The following is a 23087-nucleotide window of genomic DNA, read 5'->3' as shown; positions in this document are numbered from 1 at the left end:
GGCAGCGACCGAGCAGGTCCAGACCGAGGTAGGTGGCGACGGCCTGCGGTCCACTCGTCGTCCTGCCCGGCCAGAACAGCCCCCACCCGGCGGACCGGAGGATCGCGATCGGGAAGACGCCCACGACGTCGCTGCGCGGCGGATCTCCCGGTTCGACCGCTCCTGCGGGGCGTCGGACCAGGCCCGCCGCCACACCTCCTTCGGGAACGTCGTGAACGCGAGAACCTCAGCCCGGGTCGTAGACGCTGCACGGCAACGTCTTCACCCTCCCCTTCGGGGCTCCAGGTCTGGGCTGGGCCGGCCTGGGCGAGTTGTTCGTCCAGAAGTGGGTGTGGTCCACCAAGGGGTCGGCGGTCATCGCGTCGACCTCCTCCAGAGGCACCGTGAGAGGCCCTCCGAAGCAGCGCGCGTGCCGAGGGGCGCACCCGGAGCGGAGTCTGAACGGGACCTGCGAACGGGGCACGAGCGCTCGACCTCGAACGCCGACCAGGACCTTGCGTCCCCGGGCGCGACGTGCTTCCATCCTCATGTAGACGAACTAGTACGCCTACGTCATCGCTCCGGAAGGCACACCATGTCCCGCACCGCCCGCTCTCGCCGCCTCACCGCCGCCGCCGTCCTCCTGCTGGCTGGCTCTCTCGCCACCGGCACCGGCGCCGCCGACGCTGCCACCCACCCCAGCACCAACCACACACAGGCCAAGCCCACCGTCGTCCTCGTCCACGGAGCGTGGGCCGACGGCGCTTCCTTCGGCTCGATCCAGGCACGCCTGACCCACGACGGCTACACCGTCCTCACCTTCGCCAATCCCCTGAAGTCCCTCCGCACCGACAGCGCCGACCTGAACTCCTTCCTGAAGGTGAAGACCACCGGACCCGTCATCCTCGTCGGGCACTCCTACGGCGGCGCCGTCATCACCGAAGCCGCCACCACCGATCCCCGGGTCCGCGGCCTGGTCTACATCGACGCCTTCGTCCCCGACCAGGGCGAGAGCGTCCTGGGTCTGGCGACCTCCGCGACCCCCGGCGACCCGTCCGCGGCGTTCGACGCCGTCCCCTACGCCGGGGCGCCGGCAGGCGATGCGGAGCTCTACCTCACGAAGGGCGCCTTCGACGCCACCTTCGCCACCGGCCTGCCCAAGAACCAGCAGCAGGACCTCTTCGCCCGCCAGGAACCGGTCACCCTGGGCGCCTTGAGCCAGAAGGCCACCGCCCCGGCCTGGAAGACCCTGCCGTCCTGGTACGTGGCCGGCACCGACGACAAGAGCATCCCTCTCGCCCTGCAGCAGAAGATGGCCACCCGGGCCCACTCCCAGGTCACCACCGTCAAGGCCGGCCACCTCGCCATGCTGCAGCACCCCGCGACCATCACCCACGTCATCGAGGAGGCAGCCACCTCGACTCGCTGACGGTCAACGGAGCCGGTGCACCCAGGCGCCGTCGGGCACCGCCCCGAACCCTCCGCGCCGCGCCCTGGCCCCGCCCACGGAGAACCGATCACCCTCGCAGCGCGGGCGTGCGGGAGTCACTCCCCGGAACGCTGCCGGTAGGCGGCGACGAGGGCGTGGAACATCGTCGTCAGGGTCCCGGCCACTGCTCGCGCGTCCGTCAGGTAGCCGCTCACCATCGCCCCGTCGCGCAGCACCATCGCCGCGTCCGTCGCGTCGTCCAGGCGAGCCACGTCGAGCTCACTCAGCAGCCGCCGGAAGAAGGACAACATCCACGCCCGGTGCCGGTCGATCACCAGTCGGACGGGGCTGTCGCGGTCGGCGTACTCGGCCGCCGCGTTGATGAACGGACAACCCCGAAACCCCGGGCGGCAGCTCTCCGCCCCGATGCCCACGGCCAAGAGGTCCAGCGTGGCCATCGCATCGTTGCCCGTCTGGACGTAGGCACCCTCGAACGCCTCGCGCTCGATGAGCGAGCGCTGCTCGAGGAAGGCGACGACCAGGTCCTCCTTGGTCCGGAAGTGGCGGTAGAAGGTCACCTTGCTCACGCCGACGACCTCGATGATGCGATCCCCGCTGATCTCGTGGATCCCGTTCTCGTAGAACAAGACACTCGCGGCGTCGAGGATGCGCTCCCGGGTCATCGCCCCGCGGCCCGTGCCCTGGCCACCGGAGTGCGGCGCCGACGACCTCGGTGGGGCCTCCCCCATGGTTCCTCCCGCTCGTTCACCGCGCAGACCGGATCACTGCCGCAGCGTCCAACTATCACCCACACGTACTGGTTCGTCTACTCAAGGAGCCACTCATGTCGATGCCCATCCCCGTCGTCTTCATCCACGGCCTGTGGATCCACGCCTCCTCCTGGGACCCGTGGCTGAACCTCTTCACCGAACAGGGCTACGCCCCGACCGCACCCGGCTGGCCCGGCGAGCACTCGACGACGAACTCCACACGGGCCCAGAACGCCGAGATCGCCGGCCGAGGCATCGTGGACGTCACCACCGCCTACGAGCAGCACATCGACAGCCTCACGGCCAGACCCATCGTGATCGGGCACTCCTTCGGTGGCCTCATCGCCCAGAAGCTCCTCAGCTCCGGCCACGCCCGCGCCGCCATCGCCATCGACGCCGCCGGCATGAAGGGGGTCAAGAAACTGCCCCTGGCCCAACTCCGCACCGCCCTGCCCGTTCTGTCCCGACCGGCCAACAGGACGCGCGCCGTCTCCCTCACCCAGAAGCAGTTCGCGTACAGCTTCGGCAACCGCCTCACCCGTCAGGACTCCGACGACCTGCACACCCGTTTCACCATCCCCGGCCCGGCTCGCGTCCTCTTCGAAGGTGCCGCCGCGAACAAGACGCAGGACTCCCCCGCCACCGTCGACGTGGCCCTCGGCGACCGTGGCCCCCTGCTCATGGTCGCCGGCGGGAAGGACCACACCGTCCCGGCCTCCGTCGTCGAGGAAGCCCACAATCTGTACGCCCACTCCTCAGCGGTCACCGACCTCGTCCACTTCCCCGACCGCGGCCACTCCCTGGTGTTCGACGCCGGATGGCGCGAGATCGCCGAAACCACCCTCAGCTGGCTGCGGACACAGGGCCTGTGACCACGTTCCCCACCCGGCTCGCGCCGTTGGCCGCCGGCGGAGGACACACGCGGTGAAACACATCGTCGGCGCCGTCGACACCACCCTGACCGTCCGCGAGGACCTCGCCGTGCGAGGCACGCTGCGAGCCGGCACGGCCGTCGCCGCAGGGTGCACCCTCATGGTGCACGGCGACGTCCGCGGCACCGTCACCCTCGGACCGGACAGCCGCCTCGTCCTCGGCGGCACCTTCGGAGCCTTCATCGACGAGAACCAGGGAACGTTGTCGATCGCGGGGGTCGTGGCGACACCGATCGAAACGATTCCCGGAACACTGTTCGTCGCAGCCAACTCCGCCGTCACCCTCGCCGGCCGAACCCGATACCTCGGCCCCGACGGATCGCTGAACTCGATCCTCGACGTGCTGAACATCTCCCTGTCGCTCCCCCGTGCTCTCCGGTGGAACTCGACCACCGCATCGTTCTACCCTGAACCCTTGGAGGACTTCGTCGAGCTCGCGGAGCTGGTCTGGCCTGGACATGGCGAGTGACGACAGGTTCTCATGGCGGGCGAACTGGGCCATCGAACCACCGGCCGATCCGCATCCGCAGGTCACACGGCCGACTCCGAAGGTCAGGCAATCGTCTGTGGCGCACCGTTGTCAGCCGTGGTCAGGAGCAACGCACACGCATCACCCGACCGGGCACTCAAGCACCGGTGAAGATCGGTTCGGTCGGTGAGCGCGACATCCTCGGAACGAGTGACTCGCCCTCGCCATCGAGGTAGCACGGCCTCTCAACCCGACAGACGAAACCGTCACCCATCCCACTCAGCTCGTCGCAGCGACGCTCACCCGTCGGCTCTTCGAACCAGTATGGGACGGGTTGTCACCCGCCGAGTGAACTGCTGGGTGATACGGGAAGGGAATGCGCACCGCCTGGTCGCGATGGCCGGGCCCAGTCGCCCACGTAGGTCCGAAGTTCAAGGTTCCCAGGTACCTACCAGTCGGGTGAGCCAAGATGGTTCCCGTGGTTGGCAGGGCGGGGACGCTCTCCTGACTCCCGTCGGGCCGTCCCCACGGCACTTCATCCGCGGACACGACACCGGCGCCAGCTCCTGCCAGTCATCGCAGCGTCCCGAAGGGTCGCCGGCAGAGCGCATCCGTCCGACTCCACCCCTTCGAACTCCTCAGACCCACAGCACCTGGAGAACTCCTCATGAACGTCCATCCCGACTACATCGTCATCGGAGCCGGCTCCGCCGGCTCAGTCCTGGCGCGCCGGCTCACCGACGACGGCTCCGCCACCGTGCTCCTCCTCGAGGCCGGGCACGACGCCCGGCCCGACGTCATCCGCAACCCCGCCCACTGGGCGTCGCTCATCGGTTCGGAGTTCGACTGGGGTTTCGACACGCAGCCCCAGAGCGGACTCGACGGTCGCGTGCTCGCCTACCCCCGCGGCAAGGTGACGGGTGGCTCCAGCAGCACCAACGGGGTCGTGCACATCCGCGCACTCGAGTCCGACATCACGCCGTGGGTCGAGCGAGGCGCCACCCGCTGGTCCTACGACCGCCTGCTGCCGTTCATGGACCGCAGCGAGCGCAGCGAGGCGCCGGACGCCCCCGATCGAGGTGGAGTGCACGTGTCCCGGCCGTTCCCGCCGTCACCCGTCGTCACCGCGGTCGAACGCGCGATGGGCGAGGACGCCCGCATCACCCACGTGGGGATGCACCTCATGAGCGTGCAGGGCATGGACCGTTCCAGTGCCGCCGACGGCTACCTCACCCCCGCGACGAGAGAACGCCCGAACCTGACCCTCCGGGCGGACACGACGGTCTCCCGCCTCGTCTTCGAAGGTCTGCGCTGCGTGGGTGTCGAGGTGCTCGGGCCACACGGCACCGAGGTCCTCCGCGCCCACCGCGAGGTCATCCTCTCCGCCGGTGTCGTCGGGTCGCCCCACCTGCTCATGGTCTCCGGCATCGGCCCGGCGCAGCAGCTGCAGCCCAGCGGCATCGAGGTCCTCCTCGACGCGCCGGAGGTGGGCGCCAACCTGCAGGACCACGCCCGCGGAGGCGTCTCCTGTTCGGTCGACCCCGGCCTGGAGTACGTCGGCGAGGGCCTGTCCGGCCTCCTGTCCGTCGACGGCAGGCCAGTCCAGCTGCTGTTCACCGGAGTGCCGCAGTTCCCCGCGGAGATGGACGGGCCGGGCCACGGCTTCACCCTCACCGTCACTCCGATGCACCCGACCAGCCGCGGGACCCTCGAACTGACCGGACCCAGCATCACCGACGCACCGCGCATCGACCCGGCACTGCTCGCCACGAACGAGGATGTCGACGACATGGTCGCCGGGATCCGGGCCGCCCGCGAGATCATCGCCCGCGCCGGCCTGGACGCCTGGGACACCAGGGAAGTGCTGCCGGGAGCGGCGGCGACCAGCGACGAAGACCTCCAGCGGTACGCGCGCCAGGTGACGCAGACCTACTACCACGGCATCGGGACCTGCCGGCTCGGCGGAGACGACGGCTCCGTCGTGGACCAGGAACTGCGGGTCCGCGGCATCCAGGGCCTCCGCGTCGTCGACGCCTCCGTCATGCCGTCCCTGCCGTCCGCGAACCCCAACCCGCTGGTCTACGCCATCGCCGAGTACGCCGCATCCATGATCCGCGACGCCACGGCGTGACTCCCAGCACCGCACCACCGTCCTGACCGGGCCCGCACGCGGCCGCATGGCCACGACGGGCTGTAGATGCCGGAGGGCGACGGCACCGGGTCACCGCCCGGTGCCGTCGCCCTCCGCCTTGTCAGCTCGTCACTCCGACAGGGTGAACGGCGCTGTGTACTTGCCTCGATCCCTTTGCGAAGCGACGGCTGACGCTCTCGATGGGTTCTGATCTGGGGTCTCCTCTTGCTGGGCGGGCGCTATCCCCGCGTCTGCGCGGCTTCTGAGGCTCCGGTCGTGGAAACGTTGGTGAAGGGTCGAAGGCTGAAAGCGGCGAGCCGGCGGTGTCCCGCGAGGATGGCGTCGGACCAGGACCAGTCCTGCGGCAGGCGCATGAACCGTCGCCGGGCGGTGCGGACGATGCGCCCGGCCACCAACAGCAGTCGAAGGCGCACGTGTTCGGGTTCCCCGGTGCGGGCAGCAGTGCCGGTCAGGGCCAGGTGCTGGGTCAGGCGAGCAGGTCGTTGGCTAGCGCGGTGACTTCCAGCGAGGTCTCGTTCGCAGCGAAACCTGCAGCGGGAGGCTGCGCAGCCCGGTGTCCTTCAGGCAACGGACCCGGTCCTCAGCCCGAGCCCGCAGCCGGTGCAGTAGTTCGTGCTCGGCGACCTTGCCGCCGACCACGTTGGTGGCGAACACAGTGATTCGCCAGCCGTCGGCTGGGGGCACCTCCCGCTTGCGGGGGATGGTGATGCGCAGTTGCGCGCGGGGGTGAGGTCGCTCCCGGTGGGCGATCACACGCTGGGGACCCGAATCCCCGGCGGCCAAGGACTTTGGATGATCGGACGTAGCGGGTCAGTTCGGCGACCTGGGCGCCGTCGCGGGTGGAGCCGTCGGGTTCGATGGCCAACACCCGATCGATACACCAGTCCGACCTGGTGCAGGTGCCGGACGAAGGCTTGGACTTCAGCGCCGGCGTCACCGCGGATCAGCACCCGGGACCGCTCGTTGTCAGGTGATCGCTGCAGCGCCTCGGTGAGGACGGCGATGTGGGCGCCAGCATCGTTCGCGGTCGCCTTGCCGATCCGCAGCATGCCGCCGACGTACTCCCAGGTTCTGCCAGTCCGTGACACTCGACGGCCCGAGGAACGCCAGGAACGGGTGGAACCCGAACGTCCGTTTCTCTCCGCAAGCGGGAGGTGCCCCTGGTCGGGGCCGCGCCTTCCTTCTCCGAGTGCGCGAGCACGATGGTGGCGTCGAGGTCGATACGACGTCCCCTCGGTGGGAACGGGCGACCTGATCTGCCAGACCCGTTCACGGGCGGCGGCTCGGGCCTGACGCAGCGCGGCCAGGGCGGCGGGCGCATCGGCGGCCAGCTTCGCGACCAACCGGGAGAGCGTCGGGTCGGAGAAGGTCAACCCGAACAACTGCGGTTGAGCGCGGATGATGCCGACGTCGGCCAAGCTGTCCCCACCGAGAGCAATAGCCATCGCCAAGGCGAGGACGATCTTGCCGGGGTCGTAGACCGCGCCGGGCCCGCGCCAGGGCGACAGGGTCCGGCTCAAGGTGGTGTTCAGACCGGTGAGGCGGGCGGTGTCGATCAGCAGGGACGCGCCTGCGGAGGAGATCAGCGACTCGCCGTTGCTGGTCATGGTCAGTCGGTGGGGCGGGGTTTGGTCTTCACTCACGAAGTGCCTCCTCGCGTGGTGACCATGTGCCTTCGCAGCAGCTTGATCACCTGCAGAGCAGGCACTGCGGCGCATCTACGACCTTTCTATGCATCCCGGGTCAGGCTCTCCGCGAAAGGGTGAGGCTAACGGGCTGGCCTGGCTCTGGTCCGAGGCCTGCACGAGGCTGTTTCAGCCCACAAGGCTGTGGACGACGACCGCCGCTGCCCCACGCGCCCAGTCGTCGAAGGTGTGAGGCCGGACAACGATGCGGCACCGGGCCGGCCGCGCCGGGAGGGGCGTCGCCTGCGGGTACGTGTCCTCAAGACCAGCCTCCTGCAGCCAGATGCCCCCATGACTGCTACCTGCTGGACCGGGGCCTGGACCGGGCGGTCGAGGTCTATTCAGGATGCGGGCGTCAGTGAAGGATGTTGACGGAGCGGGCGATGACCAACGCCGCGATGCACAGCGCCACAGCGCTCTGGGTGAGCATCAGCATCTTCGCCCACCGGGTCCAGGGCACCGTGTCGGTGGGGCTGAAGGCGGTGGAGTTGGTGAAGCTGAGGTACAGGTAGTCGGGGAAGGTCGGTTCCCAGTGCGGGGAGGCGATGTCCGGGGAGGCCATCTGCGGGAAGAGGAAATCCACGTCGGTGTCGCTGCCGGCCGCGCGGGAGAAGGGGCCACCTCGATCCAGTTCCCAGTACCACAGCGCGAACGTCACGACGTTGGTCAGGTACACCGCGCCCCCTTCGGACAGCAGCCCGGTCGGGCTGGACGTGGCGTGGCCACCAAGGAGGTGGTCGATGAGCAGGAGAGCACTGGCCCCGTTGGCCAAGCTGGCGACGGCGACCAGCAGCAGACTGGCACGACGCACCCACCGGTCGGCCCGGTCCATGCGCACCGGGTTGGCCACGCTCAGCACGAGCAGCAGCGCCGCCTCCACCGCAGGCAGCGCCCACCGAGCCCCCAGGGCCAGGTGGGCGGGCAGCCACAACTGCAAGGCGATGAGTGCGAGCACCGTCACCTGAACCGGCCAGCGGCGCTCACCTCTGGTCGCGCGCTTCCACGCCGGGACGACCTCGCCCGTCAACCCTGAACCCTGCGAACCCCGCTGCTGCCGTCCAGCCGGCGTGGAGCCCATCCCTGTCGACGCTACCGACGCCGTCGACGCGCAGGTTTCGACGGAGGACACGGCCGCCGGGAGCGGGTCGGCGTCGGAGGCAGGATTGCTCACCCGCTCACCGTATGGCGTCGCCACTTCGTCGATGAGCCGCGTCCAGGAGTGTGACCCCCAGCACCAGGTGACGCCTCGAGGAACCACCCGGCTGATCACGCCCGCCAGCCCCGAAGGTGGTGGACCTGGCATCGACGATGCCAGCGCCAAACGTGTGTCTGCCGCTACCGACGTCATGACCGCATTCCACGGTGGGTCTCGTTGCAGCCGTGCATCTCGGTCCTCTTCGACCACCACCAGCCTGCGCACGATCAAGAGGGCGGACCGGCCCAGGCAGGTTGGCCCCGACTGGCGAGGGCAGTGAGGATCAGAACGACGCCAGTGAGGGCCGTCACTGCGCTCAGCCCCGCGCCGACACCTGAGTGCAGGACAACGACAGCACCGCCGAGGGCACCGGCAAGCATGCAGACAACCGAGGTGCCGCGGCGGACCGCCGTCGGCACATCACGCCGGCGGAGATCGGCGCCGATACCCGTCAAGGTCATCGTCAGCACCGTGGTCGTCAAGTCCGGCACGGCGAGGTGACGTACCACCGAGTTCTGCAGACCCAGCGCCAAGGCCAAGGCACCCAAGACGGCCAGCTGAGCGTTGATCGCGCCCAGTAGATGCCACAGGACGAGACCGACGAGGAGCAGGCCGAGTTGCACGATGAGGGCGTTGCGCAGCAGCCGCCCGCGATGCGCTTCGAACCGTGTCACGACCACTCCCCCGCCGGCGGCACCGAGCAAGAAGGCGACCAGCGCCACGATCGAGCCCCACAGGGAGAACCCTGGGGCATGCGCGAGGGCGAAACCGATGAAGACGACGTTGCCGGTCATGTTCGCCACGAACACCCTGCCCAGTCCCAGGACGCTGAGCGCGTCGATGAGCCCGGTTCCGAACGTGAGCAGCAACAGGATCGCCGGTATCGGCCCGTGCCGCGGGTGGCGCAAGAAACTGGCGCCTGCGCCGTCCGGTGCGTCGCCACCGGCGGAGGCACCTCGAGGCCGGATCTTCACGAGTCGCACCCCTTGCGCTGAGTCAGCAACACGGACCGAGCGACGCCGGGTCCCGACAGAGAGCACATCACGGTGTCAGAATTCCACGACCAGCTGAGACCAGTCTGATCGCACGCTGGAAGGAGGGTCTGCTGCACAGATCGGTCACAACCGAGTCCGCTCTGAACCACGTCAACTAAGCAGATGGAGCTTGACCCGGTTTCCCGGGCAGGCGGGTCACGATCAACCTGCCCGAGAAACGGGGTCAAGCTCCGTACGTCCTGATTGATCTATGGAACCGACGCTCAGGGAATCTTGTACCGGTCCGGCTGCATCTGCAGGATGCGGCACTGCTTCAAAGCGGTCATCGTTCGCTGGAACGCCTCGGACCGCCCGTGCTCGTTCAGCAGGTGCTCGTCGTGCCACAGCTCGATCAGCTGGTAGCGGCCGGGATGGTTGATGTCGTGGCCGACGCTGAACCGCAGGCAGCCGGGGTACGTGTCGCTGGCCGCCGCGTGGGCTCCTGCAGCTCGTTCGAACGCGGCGCGGTCGGCTTCGGCGATCTCGTAGGTGACGATCATCAAGATCTTCGGTGAGGTGCTAGGCATTGGTGGGGCCTTCCTGGGAACTGTCTGGGGACGATCGTTTGGCTGGTGGGCGACGGCCGCCGCAACAAGGCGAGGGGCCGCAGCGCCTATTGATCGGTGCCTACGTTTCGCGAGTGAGGCGACCTTCAGAGTGCTCTTTCTCCCAGACGGCGAGGGCCAGCAAGACGGGCAGAAGAGATCGGCCAGTCGTTGTGAGGGAGAAGACCACCCTGAGGGACGCGTCGGGGCGAACGATGTGGGTGATCAGTCCTGCTCGTGACAACTGGCTGAGGCTGCGCGAGAGGACAGCCTCGCTGATACCGGCGAGGTCACGTCGTAGCTCCAGAGCACTACCCGGTCCGTGGCTGAGCACAGCGAGGACGTTGTGGCTCGGGCGCTCAGCCACGATCTCCAGGATGTTGACCAGAACCTCTTCGTGGTCGGCAGCTTCCTGACCTGACGAAGAACTGCTCGTCTTCAACTGTTCATTCACTAATAGTCACCTCAAGATCCATGGGGAACATCGTCGACCTTGCAGACTGGCTGCGGGGGTCTCAGACCAGTCCCACGACCTGCTCTTGGATCCGCAGCAGGGAGCGGGCGTAGACATCAAGGCTGATGCCGGGGACGAACATCGGTTGGCGGCAGAGCACCTCCACGTCGCGCCAGACCTGCTGCACCGGTGAGGACAGGGCGAAGGTCCGAGCACCACCGGCGTCGAGCAAGTGGCCCATCGCCTGACGGACGGAGGCGCTGATCGTGGCCAGGTCCGCCCGGATTCGTGCGCGCGTCGCGAGGTCCAGCTGCCGGTCCTCCTCCACGCCGCTCTGAACGTCGGCAGCCGCCCGGGCCAGGTGCAGGCCAGCGGTGTCCACCAGCTGGGCGGCCACCGCCACGTCCCGCCGCACGCTGGGGGCATCACGAGCATCGGTGTAGGTGGAACCGGCTACGGCCTTTCCACGGCTCAACGCGGTGAGCGTGTGTTCCAGCGCCGCGCGTCCCATGCCCACCAGGACGGCGCCGGCGCCCACCGTGCTGAAGGAGTAGGCGGTGGCTCCCAGCAACGGCTCGACCGTGTGTTCGCCCTTGCCAGCGCTCAGCAAAGCGGCGAAGGGTGCGACCAGGTGGCCGGGCACGAAGACGTCGTCGGCCGTGGCGCTATCGCTACCGGTGGCCGCCATGCCCGCCATGCGCCAGGTGCGCTCGATCCGTAGGGCCTGCACGGGCAGCGCGGCCGCGACGACGCCGGGTGAGTCGTCCGCCCCGCCTCGGACGACGACGGAGGACAGCAACCAGCGTGCCTGGTGGATGCCGGAGACGGGCTGCCAGGTCCCGGACACGCGCAGGCCGCCGGGGACCCGGCGACCTGTTCCGGTCGGTGCGGTGCTGCCGCACACGCCGGCACGCGGATCCTCGGTCCACAGCTCATCACGCCCGGCCTGAAGGAAACGGCCAGAGACCAGACCACCGGTGGACAGGATCGATGCGCACCAGGCGGCGGCGCCGGATCCACGCGCCAGTTCTGTGTACACCTCGACGGCCGTGCCGATCGGTGCGGCGATCCCACCCAGTGCGGCCGGGACGTGCAGGCCGAAGAAGCCTGCATCGTGCATCGAACGGGCGATCTCGGCGGGCAGCTGGCCCGCACGCTCAGCCTCCTGCGAACTGCGCCGCAGGGCCGGCACGAGGTCGCGCGCGGCGCTGACCAGTTGCTCGCGGCCGCTCACCTCCCCACCGGCAGAATCGGGAAGCATTGAGGTGGTGCTCATCTAGTCCTCATCGTGTCGTGTCGATTGGTGCGATTTCTTCGCCGGGTACTGGAGCTCCCGGTGGTGGGGGGCCGATTCCATCGGCCTTCATCGTGATCGCCGCTGGACCGCCCTCGAGCACGAAGATTCCTGGCCTTCCGCCCGGCGCGGCTCGTCGTGCGGACGAGTGGATCACTTCCCCTCCTGGCCGTGATCTGATCCACCTGCTCCGCGGCCCGGCGGTCCGTTCGTCTGTGATCTCATGGCCGCGAGCGGAAAGCTGAGGGCTGACCTCGACGTCGCCGCAGCCCTCGGTCACGCCTCGACCCCATCTACGACTAGCTGCTTCTGGGAACGTTCAGCTGAGTGGAGACCCCGCCCTGGCAGCCGTGGACCCGTTGCCCGCCAGATCACCCACCGTCGATGATCTGTGGGGTGTGAGTGAATCCTGAGCCGAGTCCTCAGACCGTGGATCCACGCCTGGGCGGTGCCGCCTCGTCCGGAACCTGGGTAGGAAGGAGAAGGACGATGCGCTGTCCAGTCGGCGCGACCTGCGATCGTCAACGCCGGTCGCGGCCTTCAGCTCGCGAATGGATCAGCAGTCAACACGTACACGCTCTCGAGGTACTCCTCGATGCCCTCGTGACCGCCCTCACGTCCCAGGCCCGAGGCCTTGACGCCGCCGAAGGGGGCGCTGGTGTTGGCGATCACCCCCCGGTTCACACCGAGCATCCCGGTCTGCAGACGCTCGGCCAGTCGCTGGGTCCGGGCTAGGTCGCGGGTGAACGCGTAGGCCACCAGCCCGAACTCGGTGTCGTTGGCCAGCCGGACGGCCTCCTCCTCCGTGCCGAACCGCGTGATCGCCGCGACCGGACCGAAGATCTCGGTGGACAGAACTTGCGACCCGGGCTGCACGTCGTCGAGCACCGTCGGCTCGAAGTACGTGCCGGGGCGGTCGACCACCGCGCCACCGACGAGGACCCGGGCACCTCTGGCCACGGCGTCCTCGACGAGGCGACTGGTCTTGGCCACCGCACGGTCATCGATGAGCGGGCCCATCGTGGTGTCGGGTTCGCTGCCCCGCCCGACCTGCAACGCCCGCGCCGCCTGTGCCAGGCGCGCTGCGAACTCATCGGCGACGCCTTCCTGCACGTAGAACCGGTTGGCGGCCACGCACGCCTGACCGGCGTTGCGGAACTTCGCGAGCACCGCTCCGGCGACCGCGGCGTCGAGGTCAGCGTCCTCGAAGACCAGCAGCGGAGCGTTGCCCCCCAGTTCCATGCTGGTCTTCAACACGTTGTCGGCGGCGAGCTTGAGCAGGCGGGTCCCGACCGGGGTGGATCCGGTGAAGGTGAGCTTGCGCAGGCGCGGGTCGGCCAGCAGCAGCGACGACTGAGCCGGCGCATCCGAGGTCGGCACCACGTTCAGCACACCGGCCGGCAACCCCGCCCGCACGAAGATCTCCGCGAGGAGGAGGGCGGTCAAGGGGGTGAGGTCGGCCGGTTTGAGAACGATCGTGCACCCGGCGGCCAGCGCCGGGGCGATCTTCCTGGTGGCCATCGCCAGCGGGAAGTTCCACGGGGTGATCGCATACACCGGTCCCACCGGGCGTTTCAGGACGATCGCGCGGCCGGTACCTTCGGGGTTGGTGCCGTAGCGGCCCGCGACCCGGACGGTTTCCTCGCTGAACCAGCGGATGAACTCAGCGCCGTAGGCGACCTCGCTGCGAGCCTCGGCGAGGGGTTTGCCCATCTCCAGCGTCATCACCGCGGCCACGTCGTCGCTGTGCTGGTGGATCAGGTCGAAGGCGCGGCGCAGGATGTCGGACCGTTCTCGCGGTGCGGTCGCGGCCCACGCGTCCTGCGCGGCGACCGCGGCGTCCAGGGCTGCCTGTGCGTCCTGCGGGCTCGCGTCGGCGACCGCGGCGATGACCTGGCCGGTGGAGGGGTCCTGGACGTCGAACGTGCGACCGGTGGAGGAGGCGCGCCACCGTCCGTCGATGAACAGGCCGGTGGGTACGCCGGGCACCGTGAGGGTGCCGTCGGTGAGCGTGGTGGCCAGGCCCGTCGGGTTCACCGGGTTCACCGGGTCGGCCGTGGTGGTTGCAGTGGTGGTCATGGTGTGGCTCCCCTGTCGATGGTGGGTGGTGCGGTGTGGTGCGGGTGGTCTGGGCGTCCTGTGCGCCGTGCAGGGGTTCCTCGTCACGGGCGCGGGGTGGTCCCGGCCCGGCGGGACCACCCCCGTGACACCGCCACCGCGGCCGCCGCCATGAGGACCCCTGCTCCGGCGGCCTCCCCGAAGACGGTCCCGTAGCCGTGAGTCGTCTGGGCCGCCGTGAGCGCGGTCGCCAGCGAACTGCCGACGAAGACGGAGCAGACGAAGAAGGACACAGTGGTGGCCCGTGAGGCCGGGGTGAGCTCGGTCGCCAGCCCTTGCAGCGAGGCGTGCAGCAGCGAGTTGCAGAGCCCGAGGAGCGCTGCGGTGACGGTCAGGCCGGCGGGGGTGTGGTGCAGGCTCGCCACGAGGAAGGCCGCCACGAGCAGCGCGCTGCCCGTGCCGATGCTCGTGGTGCGGTCGATGCGGTGGGCGATGCGTTTGGACGTCACCGCGCCGACGACGATGCCGACCCCGTACGCCGACGCGAGGACGCCGGCGAGCGACACGCTGACGCCGTCGCGTTCCAGGGCGGGCAGGACGTAGGTGAACATGCCGAGGAGGAGGCCCCCTTCGAGGACACCGACTCCGTAGAGGGCCAGCGGCCAGCGCGTGAAGGACTGCCGGAACGCGCGGACGGCGACGGGTGCTGCAGGGTCGGCGAGGCGCGCCGCGAGCACGACCAGAACGATCGCCGCGATCCCGGCGAGGGCGAACACGAGCCGCCACCCCAGGGCGATCGCGATGGTCCCGGCCAGCAGAGTGGCTCCAGTGGTGCCGAGGGCGGTGAACGTCTGCAGGTCGGAGATCTGGCGCGAGCGTTCCGTTCCCACGTACCGGTCCCCCAGGATCGTCAGCGCCGTCGGGAAGAGGGCTCCGACGAACAGGCCGGTGACCGTCCGGGCGACGAGGAGGCCGGTGAAGGTGGGGGCCAGAACGCTCGCACCGCTGCCCGCGATCATGCCGGCCAGGGCGGCGATCAGGACCGCCTTGCGTCCGATGCGGTCGCTGACCACGCCCCAGACGGGTTGGCCCAGGGCGCAGGACAGGGCGTAGACGGTGACGAGCTGGACGGCGGTCGCCATCGGCACGTGCAGGTCGCGGACGGCCAGCACGAGGAGCGGCGCCGTCGAGAACCGGTCGAAGAACGACAGCAGGCCGATCGTGCGCAGGACGCCGGTCCCCGACCCACCAGGGCCCGTCGCCTCTCCCGGGTGGTTCGAACGAGTCGTGGCCAGTGCCATGTGCGGTGTTCCTTTCCGGTCGTGCTTCGATCATGCGACCCGCGCAGAACCCGGGGAACCGGGGCGAACCCTCTGCTTCCCATTGGCGGTGCCTATACCGCCCTCTCGATCCCGTCCGATGGGGGGACGCACCGAGGGTTCCGCCCTCGCCTGACCTGTGTGGCCGGAGTTCCCGACAAGTTCAGGTCTCCGGCTCACCCAGATCGGCTGTTGCAGGACAGAGGTTCTCATTCTCCCGGGTACATCTACCGGTCGGGTGTCGAGCGGCAGGCGGGCCAGGGGAAGGCGGTTCGATGAACTCGCCTCGGACCACCGAAGAGGTGGACCATCCGCCCAGGAGCACCCCGGGGAAACCCGCCGGCAGGACGTCGACCGACTACGTCGTCGGCGCCGGGAGCGCCGGACCGGTCCTGGCCCGGCGGTTGAGTGACGAGGGACCACGCGCGTCGTCCTCGTTGACGCAGTGCCCGACGCCCGACCGGAGGCGATCCGCGCACCGCATCCGTGGCGGACGCTGATCGGTTCCGAGTTCGACCGGGGTTTCCCGACGGGCCCCAGTCCGGTCTCGGTGGGCGGGCGCTGGCCCACCCTCGCGGCAAGGTTCTGGTCGGGTCGAGCAGCATCAACGCCATGATGCACACCGGGGCTGCGGGAGAACGTCGACGCCTGGGTGCGAGGGGGTGCGACGCGCTGGCCTGAGGAGCGGTTCCTGCCGTTCACGGTCAGGAGCCAGGACAGCGGCGGCGGTGACGGTGGGATCCCGGCGTCCCGGCGGAACGCCCCTCGGAGTTCACGACGACGGTGCGCCTCAGCACCCACCCGCGCCGGCCGGACCGGAGCGGGGTCTCACCGTCGGCATTGGCCTGATGAAACCCCGAGAGCATCGGCAGCGTCCGCCTCCCTGAGCCCGGACGTTGACGTCGCCCGCCGTCGACCCGGGTTTCCTCACCGCACCGGCCGACGTGCAGCGCTTGATCGGCGGCCTGCACGCCGCACGCCGGCTCATCGCGACGACGCACCTGAACCGGTGACCGGTGAGACGTTCAGGAGGTCCTAGCCCGGGCCGGACGTCACCGGGGAGGAGGATCTCGCTGCGCAAGCACGGGTCGCGGCGATGGCGTCCTGCCACCCGAGCGGCAGCTGCCGCCTCGGCAGCGACGACGCCTCCATCGTCGACGAGGACCTCCGCGTTCGCGGCGTCGCCGGCTTCCGCGTGATCGACGCCTGCGTGATGCATTCGCTCACCTCCGGAGCGGCCGGCGGCTCCCGCTGACCGGTCCTCGCACCCAGCTCACGCGGGTCACCCATGCCATTGATCTGTTTTGGCGATGCATTTCAACTGAACCTTTCGTTGGACACGCTGAGACCGGCGAACGAAGCTCGGGTCATGTCATCCACCGCCCCGCCACGCCCGGCGTCTCGCCCCCGCAGTCCCGGTCAGCACCGGTCAGGGTTCTGGATCATCGCGCTGAGCTTCCTGCTCACGATGGCGTTCGCGACCGTCCCGGCTCCCCTGTACGCGCTCTACCAGCGAGCCGACCACTTCCCGACCTTCACGCTGACGCTGGTCTTCGGCGCCTACGCCGTGGGGGTCGCTACTGCGCTGGTCCTCATCGGCCACCTCAGCGACGTCCACGGCCGCAAGCGATCGGTCCTGCTGGCCTTGGCCCTCGCCCTAGTCTCCGCCGTGGTCTTCACCCTCCGGACCGACGTCGCCTGGTTGCTGGCCGCCCGGTTCACCTCGGGTCTGGCCGTGGGCACACTCACCTCGGCGGCGACCGCGTTCCTCACCGAACTGGAACTGGGCGCTGCGACCGCGAAGGTCGGCGCAGCCCGTGCGAACGTCATCGCCGGGGTGGTGAACCTCGGCGGCCTCGGCCTGGGTGCTCTGGTGTCCGGGGGGCTGGCGGACCTGGTCCGGAGGCCGCTGCTCATCCCCTACCTCGTCTTCGCGATCCTCTTCGTCGTCGCCCTGGTGGCCGTGGCCCTGGTGCCGGAGACCGTCGAGGTCACCTCACCGGCTCCGCCCTACCGGCCCCAGCGCGTGCGCGCCCCGGAGGGGGGAGCCGCTGAGTTCCGCGCTGCCGCCACGGCGGCCTTCGCCGTCTTCGCGGTGCTGGGTCTGTTCACCTCCGTCGCCCCGACGTTCCTCGCCTTGACCTTCGGGGTCACGGACCGGTTCCTCGCCGGCGGCGCCACGTTCGTGGTCTTCGGAGGGGCCGCGCTCGCGCAGGTCGTCTTCGCCGGGCGCAGCCTCGCCTCCCACGGCCGGTGGGGCGTGGCCGGTATCGCGACCGGGTTGGTGCTGCTCGGAGTCGCGGCTCTGGTCGTCGAGGCCTGGCTGTTCGTCGCTGCCAGTGCGCTCACGGGGATCGGGGTCGGCCTGCTGTTCCGGGCGGCGATCGGCACCGCTGCCTCTCTGGCGCGACCGCACGAACGCGGGGGCATCCTCGCGACCACGTTCCTCATCGGTTACACCGGCATGGTCGTGCCCGTGGTCGTCACCGGCGCCCTGCTGCTGGTCCTCCCGGCCACCACCGTCCTGATCGGTTTCGTCGTCGTGGTCGTCGCCCTGGCCTCATGGGCCGGGCGGCGCCTGGTCCTCAGCCTCGACGCCGGGTGAGGAGCCGGTTCCACACCTGCCACCACGGACCGCCGCCCGGTGCGTCCCGCCCACCAAACCCTCAGGAGGACACCCGTGAACACCCCCCACGACTCGACCCGCCCGGCCACGGCGAGCGGAACCTTCCGCATCGGCGGTGACCTGGAGGTCAACCGGCTCGGGTTCGGCACGATGCAGCTCACAGGCAAGGGAGTCTGGGGTCCGCCGGCCGACCACGACGAGGCCGTCCGGGTGCTGCGGCGCGCCGTCGAACTGGGCGTGAACTTCTTCGACACCGCCGACAGCTACGGCCCCTACGTCGCCGAGGAACTGCTGCGCGAGGCTCTGCACCCCTACGGCGACGACGTCGTCATCGCCACCAAGGCCGGGTTCACCCGCAGCGGTCCGGACGAGTGGTCGGTGCTCGGTCGCCCCGAGTACCTGCGCCAGGAGGTCGAGATGAGCCTGCAACGCCTGGGACTGCAACGCATCGACCTGTTCCAGCTGCACCGCATCGACCCGCAGGTCCCCCTGGAGGACCAGGTCGGGGAGCTGAGGGACCTGCAGAGCGAGGGCAAGATCCGCCACATCGGCCTGTCCGAGGTGTCCGTCCACGACGTGGAGGCGGCCCAGCGGATCGCCCCGATCGTCTCCGTTCAGAACCTCTACAACCTAACCGACCGCTCAGCCGAGGAACTCCTCGATTGGGCGACCGAGCGGGGCGTCGGGTTCATCCCGTGGTTCCCGCTGGCCACCGGCAAGCTCTCCGGTGCACGTTCCCCCCTCACCGAACTCGCGGAGCAGCACGACGCCACTCCGTCGCAGCTGGCGCTGGCCTGGTTGCTGAGGCGCTCCCCCGTCATCCTCCCGATCCCGGGCACGTCACGCGTGGCGCACCTCGAGGACAACCTGCGGGGCGCCGCCCTCGAGCTGAGCGAGGAGGAGTTCGAGACGCTGTCGGCGTCCGCCGCCTGACCTGTCGGGCAGCACCTCGCGGGCCGCGGGGGCACCTACGATCAGAGGGTGGAACTGCGTGCGCTGGAGTGCTTCGTCGCCGTCTCGGACGAGGGGTCCTTCAGCCGGGCGGCCGAACGGCTGGGGATCGCCCAGCCCTCGGTGAGCCAGCAGGTGCGCAAGCTGGAGGCCGAACTCGACCTCGTGCTCTTCGAACGCGGCAGTCGCGGGGTCGTCCTGAGCGCGGCCGGGGCCGATCTGCTGGCGTCGGCCCGTCGCGTCCTGACGGCGAAGGGGGACCTGCAGGCCGCGGCGTCCGAGCGCGCCGGGCAGCTCACCGGCACCCTGGACGTGGGGGTCGTCGACGGGCTGGAGGTCACGGCGCTGCCCCAGGCCCTCGGGGTCCTCCGGAGCCGGCACCCCCTGCTCGAGCTGCGACTGCAAGACGGGATGAGCCGCGACCTGCTCGACCGCCTGGCGAGTCGGCACCTGGACGCGGTCGTCATCGCCCAGCCGCCCCGGGCCCTGCCGGAGCAGCTGGGGAGCCGGCTACTGCTGGAGGAGGAGGTCGTCGTCGTGGGCGCGGGTGCCGCGACGGCGGAGGACGCCGGTGACCCCGAGCGGGTTCAACTGAAGGCCGTGGCCCCGCAGCTGACGGTCTCCTACCCGCCCGGCAGCGGCGTGCGGTCGTTGATCGACGCTGCCGCGCGAGAGGTCGGGGCCACTCTGCGCTTCCCGTACACGAGCAACGACCCGGCGTTGCACACCGCTCTCGTGCGAGCGGGGCTGGGCGGAGCGCTCACCGTCGGCTCCACCCACACGCGGGCCACGGCCGCGGACCTGGGCGTGCGTGGGCTCGAACCGCCGATCGTCCTGCGCAAGGTCCTGGTCTGGGTCCGGGAACCGCGACCGCCGCGTACGGTCGAAGAACTCGTCGCCGCCGTGGACTCCGTGGACTGAGGGGGCCGCTGCGGCTCCGGTCACGAATCGGTCCGGACCTCGGCCCAGATACCGGCGCGGGCGATTTCGGCCAGTCGTGAGGCCGCCGCCCCGAGCCGGCGGTCGCGGGCGGTGGCGATGCTGACGGACATCACCAACGCGGCGTCCTCGATCTCGACCCAGTGCACGCCGTCGTCGTCCTCGACGAGGTACTGCGGCAGGAAGGCGACGCCCAGGCCGTTGCGCACCAGGGCCGCGGTGTCGTTGATGTCGGAGGTCTCGATCCTGACCTCGCGGCGCAGGCCGCGGCGGTGGAACTCGACGTCGGCCAGCGTCCGGGTCGCGAACCCCTCCCGCAGGTCGGCGAACCGCAACGCGGCCGTGTCGGCCAGCGCGACGCTACGTTGCCCCGCCAGGGGGTGGGTACGCCCCACCGCCAGCCCCAGGGGTGAGGTGGCCAGGACGTCGACGTCCAGGTCGGGGTAGTCCAACGGGGAGGCGGACAGGAAGGCGAGGTCGAGGTCACCGCGGCGCAGCGCTTCGGCCAGGCCGGCGGTGCCACTGGCCGCGGGCGCGAGGTGCATCGTGACGTCGGGGTGATCGATGGCGAAGCGGCCGAGCAGCCCGGGTACGTCGAAGAGGGTGACGTTGGTCAGGTAGCCGATGCGTAGGGAGCCGGCGAGGCCCGCCCCCACCGACCGGACCGCGTCCCGCGCGGCCTGGAAGGCGTCCAGGATCGAGATCGCGTGCGGCAGCAGAGTTTCCCCTGCTGCGCTCGTGCGTACCTGGCGCGTGGTGCGCTCGAACAGCCGCTGACCGAGGTCGGCCTCCAGCGCGGCGACGGTGGCCGAGACGGCCGACTGCACCAGGTGCAGTTGCGCGCCGGCGCGGGTGAAGCTGCCCTCGCGCGCCACGGCGACGAAGACCTCCAGCTGCCGGTTGTCCATGGTTGATCAGCCTACGCGATGAGATCCATCGTCAATGATCGTTGGACGTGATCTGGCGGGGAGTTCCACACTGACGACGTGCCTCACGACCTCCTTCCCCACCCCCGCGAAACCCCTGCCGTCGTCTTCGACCACCCCGGACCTCCCGAGGTCCTGCACTGGGGAAGCGCGCAACTGCGCGAGGTGGGCCCGCACGACGTCGCCATCGACGTCCACGCCGCCGGCGTCAACAACGCCGACCTGCTGCAGCGTCGCGGCGCCTACGCCGTTCCCGCCCACGCACCGGACACCCTGGGGCTGGAGTGCGCCGGACGCATCGCCCAGGTGGGCTCGCAGGTGCAGGAGTGGGAGGTCGGCGACGCTGTCTGTGCCCTGCTCGTCGGGGGCGGCTACGCCCAGCGCGTGGTCGTCCCCGCGGCCCAGGTGCTGCCCCTGCCCAGTGGCATGGACTTCGTCCACGCAGCAGCCCTGCCGGAGGCGGTGTGCACCGTGTACTCCACCCTGGCGATGACAGCGGGAGTCGGCCCCGGCGACACGGTCCTCGTGCACGGCGGCGGCAGCGGCATCGGCACCACCGCCATCCAATGGGCCCTAGCGGTCGGAGCACGCGTCCTGGCCACCGCCGGCAGCGACGCCAAGGTCCAACGGGTGGCCGACCTGGGCGCCACCGCAATCAACTACCGCACCAGCGACTTCGTCGACGAAGTCCTCCGCGCCACCGGCGGCCGTGGTGTCGACGCCGTACTGGACATCGTCGGAGTCCCCTACCTCGCCCGCAACATCGAATGCCTGGCTCCCGACGGACACCTCGTCATCATCGGCGGCGACGTCAGCACTGCTTCCCTAGACCTCTCCCTCCTGCAGAAGCGCCGGGCCAGGATCTCGGTCACCACGCTGCGCGCGCGATCGGACGAGCAGAAGGCCGCGATCGTCCGAGCCGTCCGGGACCGGGTGTGGCCGCACGTCGAAGCGGGGAGGTTGACACCCGTCATCGACACCGTCCTACCCGCCACCGACGCCGCCCGCGCCCACGAACTGCTCAGTGCCGGTGGGACCTTCGGCAAAGTGGTCCTGCAGTTCTCGGACCCAGGCAGCTCGATCAACTGCTGACCGCCCACCACCCGCCATCCACTGACCCGTCGAAGGAACCCGATGAACACCACAACCGCCCAGGCCACCACCGTCCTGACCCACCTGCTCCTCTCCCACTCCACCGAAACAGCCGTCATCAAAGCGCCCGCCGACAAGATCGACATCGCCGGCTGGCTGCTGAACCTCCCAGATGCCGAGTACCAGCGCTGCGCTCCGCCGGACCACAAAGCCGCAGGGCGCACCACGAGCGCTGACGGGCGTCCCATGTCCATCAACGTCGAGATGATCGGAACCGGTCTGGTGATCCAGCACTACGTCGCGGAAACGGCCGAGAAACTGCACTGCCACATGAACTCCCTCTCCGACGTCTACACCCCGCAGGGCTGGACCACCGTCAACGTCGTGTGGGACCTGCAGGCCGAGGCGATCGACGAGAACACCTGTCGCTACACGAACTCGGTCACCAGCTACCCCACCGAAGCGTTCATGGACTTCATCACCGCCCACGGTCAGAGCTTCGAAGAAGCATCCGCCGTCCGGCAGGAGGCCTCCGGAGACCACAACCGCCGTGAGACGCCGCAGTTCGCGGCCAGCATCGAACGCAAGGCCCTCGCCCAGGGGTGAGCCGTCGCAGCAACCCCTACCACCACCTCGGTCGTCGACGCCACGCATGATCTCGACGCGGTCCGCGAGGGTGCAGCGACTCGGGCAGTCACCGAACCACCAGCCTCGCCGTACCCCTGAGCGGAGGTGACCGTGTAGTGACGCAAGGGTGGCCCTGCGGCCGGCAAGCCGCGCCAGACACTCCCCCACCGTCCCGACGACCCGACCACGACGCGTTGCAGACCACCGCGAGAAGTTCCACCACGTCCACCGAAGACCCGTAGATCCTGATGATCGTCACCTACGAGCTCACGCATGAGGACCAGGACAGGTTCGAGGAGATCACCGGTACGCACGCTGCAGCCAGCGACAGCTGTCCCGGCTGTCTGCGGTTCCGCGTGGGGAAGGACATCCAGCACGCTGGCCACCACCAGTTGATCGAGCAGCAGGAGAACCGGGAGGGGCTGGACCAGCACGCTGCTCCAGAAGCGTTCCGCCGAACCGTTCAGGCGCTCAGCACCTGCGACATCCGCGGGATGCAGCCCGACCGGTACGAGGTCGTCTGAACACCGTGCACTCCCGCGCGTGCCACGAGCAGGGCTACCGCCAGGTTCCGGCCGCCACTCCCGCGGGATGCGCAGCTGGTGGCGCAC

Annotated in this window: 19 protein-coding genes and 3 pseudogenes; 11 read left to right on the top strand and 11 right to left on the bottom strand. The window is 69.7% G+C overall.

The genetic code is table 11. The features are described 5' to 3' along the window. Positions 1–29 precede the first annotated feature (29 nt). Positions 30–240: pseudogene (locus tag ACFQ46_RS22580) on the bottom strand (transposase); the annotation flags it as partial. A 334-nt stretch (positions 241–574) separates the two neighbouring features. Between ACFQ46_RS22580 and ACFQ46_RS22575 the strand changes: the two are divergent. Next, entirely contained in the window at positions 575–1408 is an 834-nt protein-coding gene (locus ACFQ46_RS22575; protein ID WP_380262307.1) for an alpha/beta fold hydrolase, read from the top strand. Between the two features lie 116 nt (positions 1409–1524). Here ACFQ46_RS22575 and ACFQ46_RS22570 read toward each other — a convergent pair whose 3' ends face one another. Continuing rightward, positions 1525–2157, bottom strand: a complete 633-nt coding sequence (locus ACFQ46_RS22570) for a TetR/AcrR family transcriptional regulator (RefSeq protein ID WP_380262305.1) — start codon at positions 2155–2157, stop codon at positions 1525–1527. 95 nt (positions 2158–2252) lie between these two features. On the opposite strand from ACFQ46_RS22570, the gene ACFQ46_RS22565 reads away from it, so the two are divergent. From ACFQ46_RS22565 to ACFQ46_RS22555, 3 genes are all read left to right on the top strand, one after another. Then, complete coding sequence (locus ACFQ46_RS22565; protein WP_380262303.1) at positions 2253–3050, top strand: alpha/beta hydrolase; 798 nt, start codon at positions 2253–2255, stop codon at positions 3048–3050. Positions 3051–3210: 160 nt separating this feature from the next. After that, the gene (locus ACFQ46_RS22560) at positions 3211–3579 is read left to right on the top strand and encodes a hypothetical protein (RefSeq protein ID WP_380262301.1); all 369 of its coding nucleotides are present in this window, start codon (positions 3211–3213) and stop codon (positions 3577–3579) included. Between the two features lie 667 nt (positions 3580–4246). Then, the gene (locus ACFQ46_RS22555) at positions 4247–5710 is read left to right on the top strand and encodes a GMC family oxidoreductase (protein ID WP_380262299.1); all 1464 of its coding nucleotides are present in this window, start codon (positions 4247–4249) and stop codon (positions 5708–5710) included. Between the two features lie 239 nt (positions 5711–5949). Here ACFQ46_RS22555 and ACFQ46_RS22550 read toward each other — a convergent pair. The 8 genes and pseudogenes from ACFQ46_RS22550 to ACFQ46_RS22515 form a co-directional block, all read right to left on the bottom strand. Further along, positions 5950–7338 (bottom strand): annotated as a pseudogene (locus ACFQ46_RS22550) (IS1380 family transposase). A gap of 433 nt (positions 7339–7771) precedes the next feature. Further along, positions 7772–8371, bottom strand: coding sequence for a hypothetical protein (locus ACFQ46_RS22545; protein WP_380262297.1), 600 nt, complete (start codon positions 8369–8371; stop codon positions 7772–7774). A 467-nt stretch (positions 8372–8838) separates the two neighbouring features. Continuing rightward, on the bottom strand, positions 8839–9585 hold the full coding sequence (locus tag ACFQ46_RS22540) for a DUF1275 family protein (RefSeq protein ID WP_380262295.1): 747 nt from the start codon (positions 9583–9585) through the stop codon (positions 8839–8841). A 284-nt stretch (positions 9586–9869) separates the two neighbouring features. Further along, positions 9870–10145 (bottom strand): putative quinol monooxygenase, encoded by a 276-nt coding sequence (locus tag ACFQ46_RS22535; RefSeq protein WP_380262293.1) that lies wholly within the window; start codon positions 10143–10145, stop codon positions 9870–9872. Positions 10146–10272: 127 nt separating this feature from the next. Further along, positions 10273–10644 carry a winged helix-turn-helix transcriptional regulator gene (locus ACFQ46_RS22530; RefSeq protein WP_380262291.1) on the bottom strand — a complete coding sequence of 124 codons (372 nt, stop codon included), beginning with the start codon at positions 10642–10644 and terminating at the stop codon, positions 10273–10275. Positions 10645–10705: 61 nt separating this feature from the next. Further along, positions 10706–11920: an acyl-CoA dehydrogenase family protein gene (locus ACFQ46_RS22525; RefSeq protein ID WP_380262289.1), complete on the bottom strand. Its 1215-nt coding sequence runs from the start codon at positions 11918–11920 to the stop codon at positions 10706–10708. Positions 11921–12478: 558 nt separating this feature from the next. Then, a complete protein-coding gene (locus tag ACFQ46_RS22520; protein ID WP_380262287.1) occupies positions 12479–14017 on the bottom strand; it encodes an NAD-dependent succinate-semialdehyde dehydrogenase in 1539 nt (512 codons plus the stop codon). A gap of 83 nt (positions 14018–14100) precedes the next feature. Further along, the gene (locus ACFQ46_RS22515) at positions 14101–15297 is read right to left on the bottom strand and encodes an MFS transporter (protein WP_380262285.1); all 1197 of its coding nucleotides are present in this window, start codon (positions 15295–15297) and stop codon (positions 14101–14103) included. A gap of 1078 nt (positions 15298–16375) precedes the next feature. On the opposite strand from ACFQ46_RS22515, the pseudogene ACFQ46_RS22510 reads away from it, so the two are divergent. The 4 genes and pseudogenes from ACFQ46_RS22510 to ACFQ46_RS22495 form a co-directional block, all read left to right on the top strand. Continuing rightward, a pseudogene (locus ACFQ46_RS22510) lies at positions 16376–16570 on the top strand (GMC oxidoreductase); the annotation flags it as partial. 114 nt (positions 16571–16684) lie between these two features. Then, positions 16685–17920 (top strand): MFS transporter, encoded by a 1236-nt coding sequence (locus tag ACFQ46_RS22505; RefSeq protein WP_380262283.1) that lies wholly within the window; start codon positions 16685–16687, stop codon positions 17918–17920. A 75-nt stretch (positions 17921–17995) separates the two neighbouring features. Then, entirely contained in the window at positions 17996–18874 is an 879-nt protein-coding gene (locus ACFQ46_RS22500) for an aldo/keto reductase (RefSeq protein WP_380262281.1), read from the top strand. A 48-nt stretch (positions 18875–18922) separates the two neighbouring features. Continuing rightward, on the top strand, positions 18923–19813 hold the full coding sequence (locus ACFQ46_RS22495; RefSeq protein ID WP_380262279.1) for a LysR family transcriptional regulator: 891 nt from the start codon (positions 18923–18925) through the stop codon (positions 19811–19813). 20 nt (positions 19814–19833) lie between these two features. Here ACFQ46_RS22495 and ACFQ46_RS22490 read toward each other — a convergent pair whose 3' ends face one another. Further along, complete coding sequence (locus tag ACFQ46_RS22490) at positions 19834–20739, bottom strand: LysR family transcriptional regulator (RefSeq protein WP_380262277.1); 906 nt, start codon at positions 20737–20739, stop codon at positions 19834–19836. A gap of 78 nt (positions 20740–20817) precedes the next feature. On the opposite strand from ACFQ46_RS22490, the gene ACFQ46_RS22485 reads away from it, so the two are divergent. From ACFQ46_RS22485 to ACFQ46_RS22475, 3 genes are all read left to right on the top strand, one after another. Then, complete coding sequence (locus ACFQ46_RS22485; protein WP_380262275.1) at positions 20818–21849, top strand: NAD(P)H-quinone oxidoreductase; 1032 nt, start codon at positions 20818–20820, stop codon at positions 21847–21849. A 42-nt stretch (positions 21850–21891) separates the two neighbouring features. Continuing rightward, positions 21892–22455 (top strand): hypothetical protein, encoded by a 564-nt coding sequence (locus ACFQ46_RS22480; RefSeq protein ID WP_380262273.1) that lies wholly within the window; start codon positions 21892–21894, stop codon positions 22453–22455. Between the two features lie 269 nt (positions 22456–22724). Then, on the top strand, positions 22725–23000 hold the full coding sequence (locus ACFQ46_RS22475) for a putative quinol monooxygenase (RefSeq protein ID WP_380262271.1): 276 nt from the start codon (positions 22725–22727) through the stop codon (positions 22998–23000). Positions 23001–23087 lie beyond the last annotated feature (87 nt).

This window comes from Kineococcus sp. GCM10028916, assembly GCF_042674865.1.
Classification (GTDB): domain Bacteria; phylum Actinomycetota; class Actinomycetes; order Actinomycetales; family Kineococcaceae; genus Kineococcus.
This window is presented reverse-complemented; position numbering and strand designations above follow the sequence as displayed.

Bases quoted from the DNA above. Each gene is read 5' to 3' on its own strand.
- ACFQ46_RS22560 (WP_380262301.1), top strand. From the start codon at position 3,211: ATGGTGCACGGCGACGTCCGCGGCACCGTCACCCTCGGACCGGACAGC.
- ACFQ46_RS22575 (WP_380262307.1), top strand. From the start codon at position 575: ATGTCCCGCACCGCCCGCTCTCGCCGCCTCACCGCCGCCGCCGTCCTC.
- ACFQ46_RS22570 (WP_380262305.1), bottom strand. From the start codon at position 2,157: ATGGGGGAGGCCCCACCGAGGTCGTCGGCGCCGCACTCCGGTGGCCAG.
- ACFQ46_RS22505 (WP_380262283.1), top strand. From the start codon at position 16,685: ATGTCATCCACCGCCCCGCCACGCCCGGCGTCTCGCCCCCGCAGTCCC.
- ACFQ46_RS22475 (WP_380262271.1), top strand. From the start codon at position 22,725: ATGATCGTCACCTACGAGCTCACGCATGAGGACCAGGACAGGTTCGAG.
- ACFQ46_RS22480 (WP_380262273.1), top strand. From the start codon at position 21,892: ATGAACACCACAACCGCCCAGGCCACCACCGTCCTGACCCACCTGCTC.
- ACFQ46_RS22520 (WP_380262287.1), bottom strand. From the start codon at position 14,017: ATGACCACCACTGCAACCACCACGGCCGACCCGGTGAACCCGGTGAAC.
- ACFQ46_RS22515 (WP_380262285.1), bottom strand. From the start codon at position 15,297: ATGGCACTGGCCACGACTCGTTCGAACCACCCGGGAGAGGCGACGGGC.
- ACFQ46_RS22535 (WP_380262293.1), bottom strand. From the start codon at position 10,145: ATGATCGTCACCTACGAGATCGCCGAAGCCGACCGCGCCGCGTTCGAA.
- ACFQ46_RS22565 (WP_380262303.1), top strand. From the start codon at position 2,253: ATGTCGATGCCCATCCCCGTCGTCTTCATCCACGGCCTGTGGATCCAC.
- ACFQ46_RS22555 (WP_380262299.1), top strand. From the start codon at position 4,247: ATGAACGTCCATCCCGACTACATCGTCATCGGAGCCGGCTCCGCCGGC.
- ACFQ46_RS22490 (WP_380262277.1), bottom strand. From the start codon at position 20,739: ATGGACAACCGGCAGCTGGAGGTCTTCGTCGCCGTGGCGCGCGAGGGC.
- ACFQ46_RS22525 (WP_380262289.1), bottom strand. From the start codon at position 11,920: ATGAGCACCACCTCAATGCTTCCCGATTCTGCCGGTGGGGAGGTGAGC.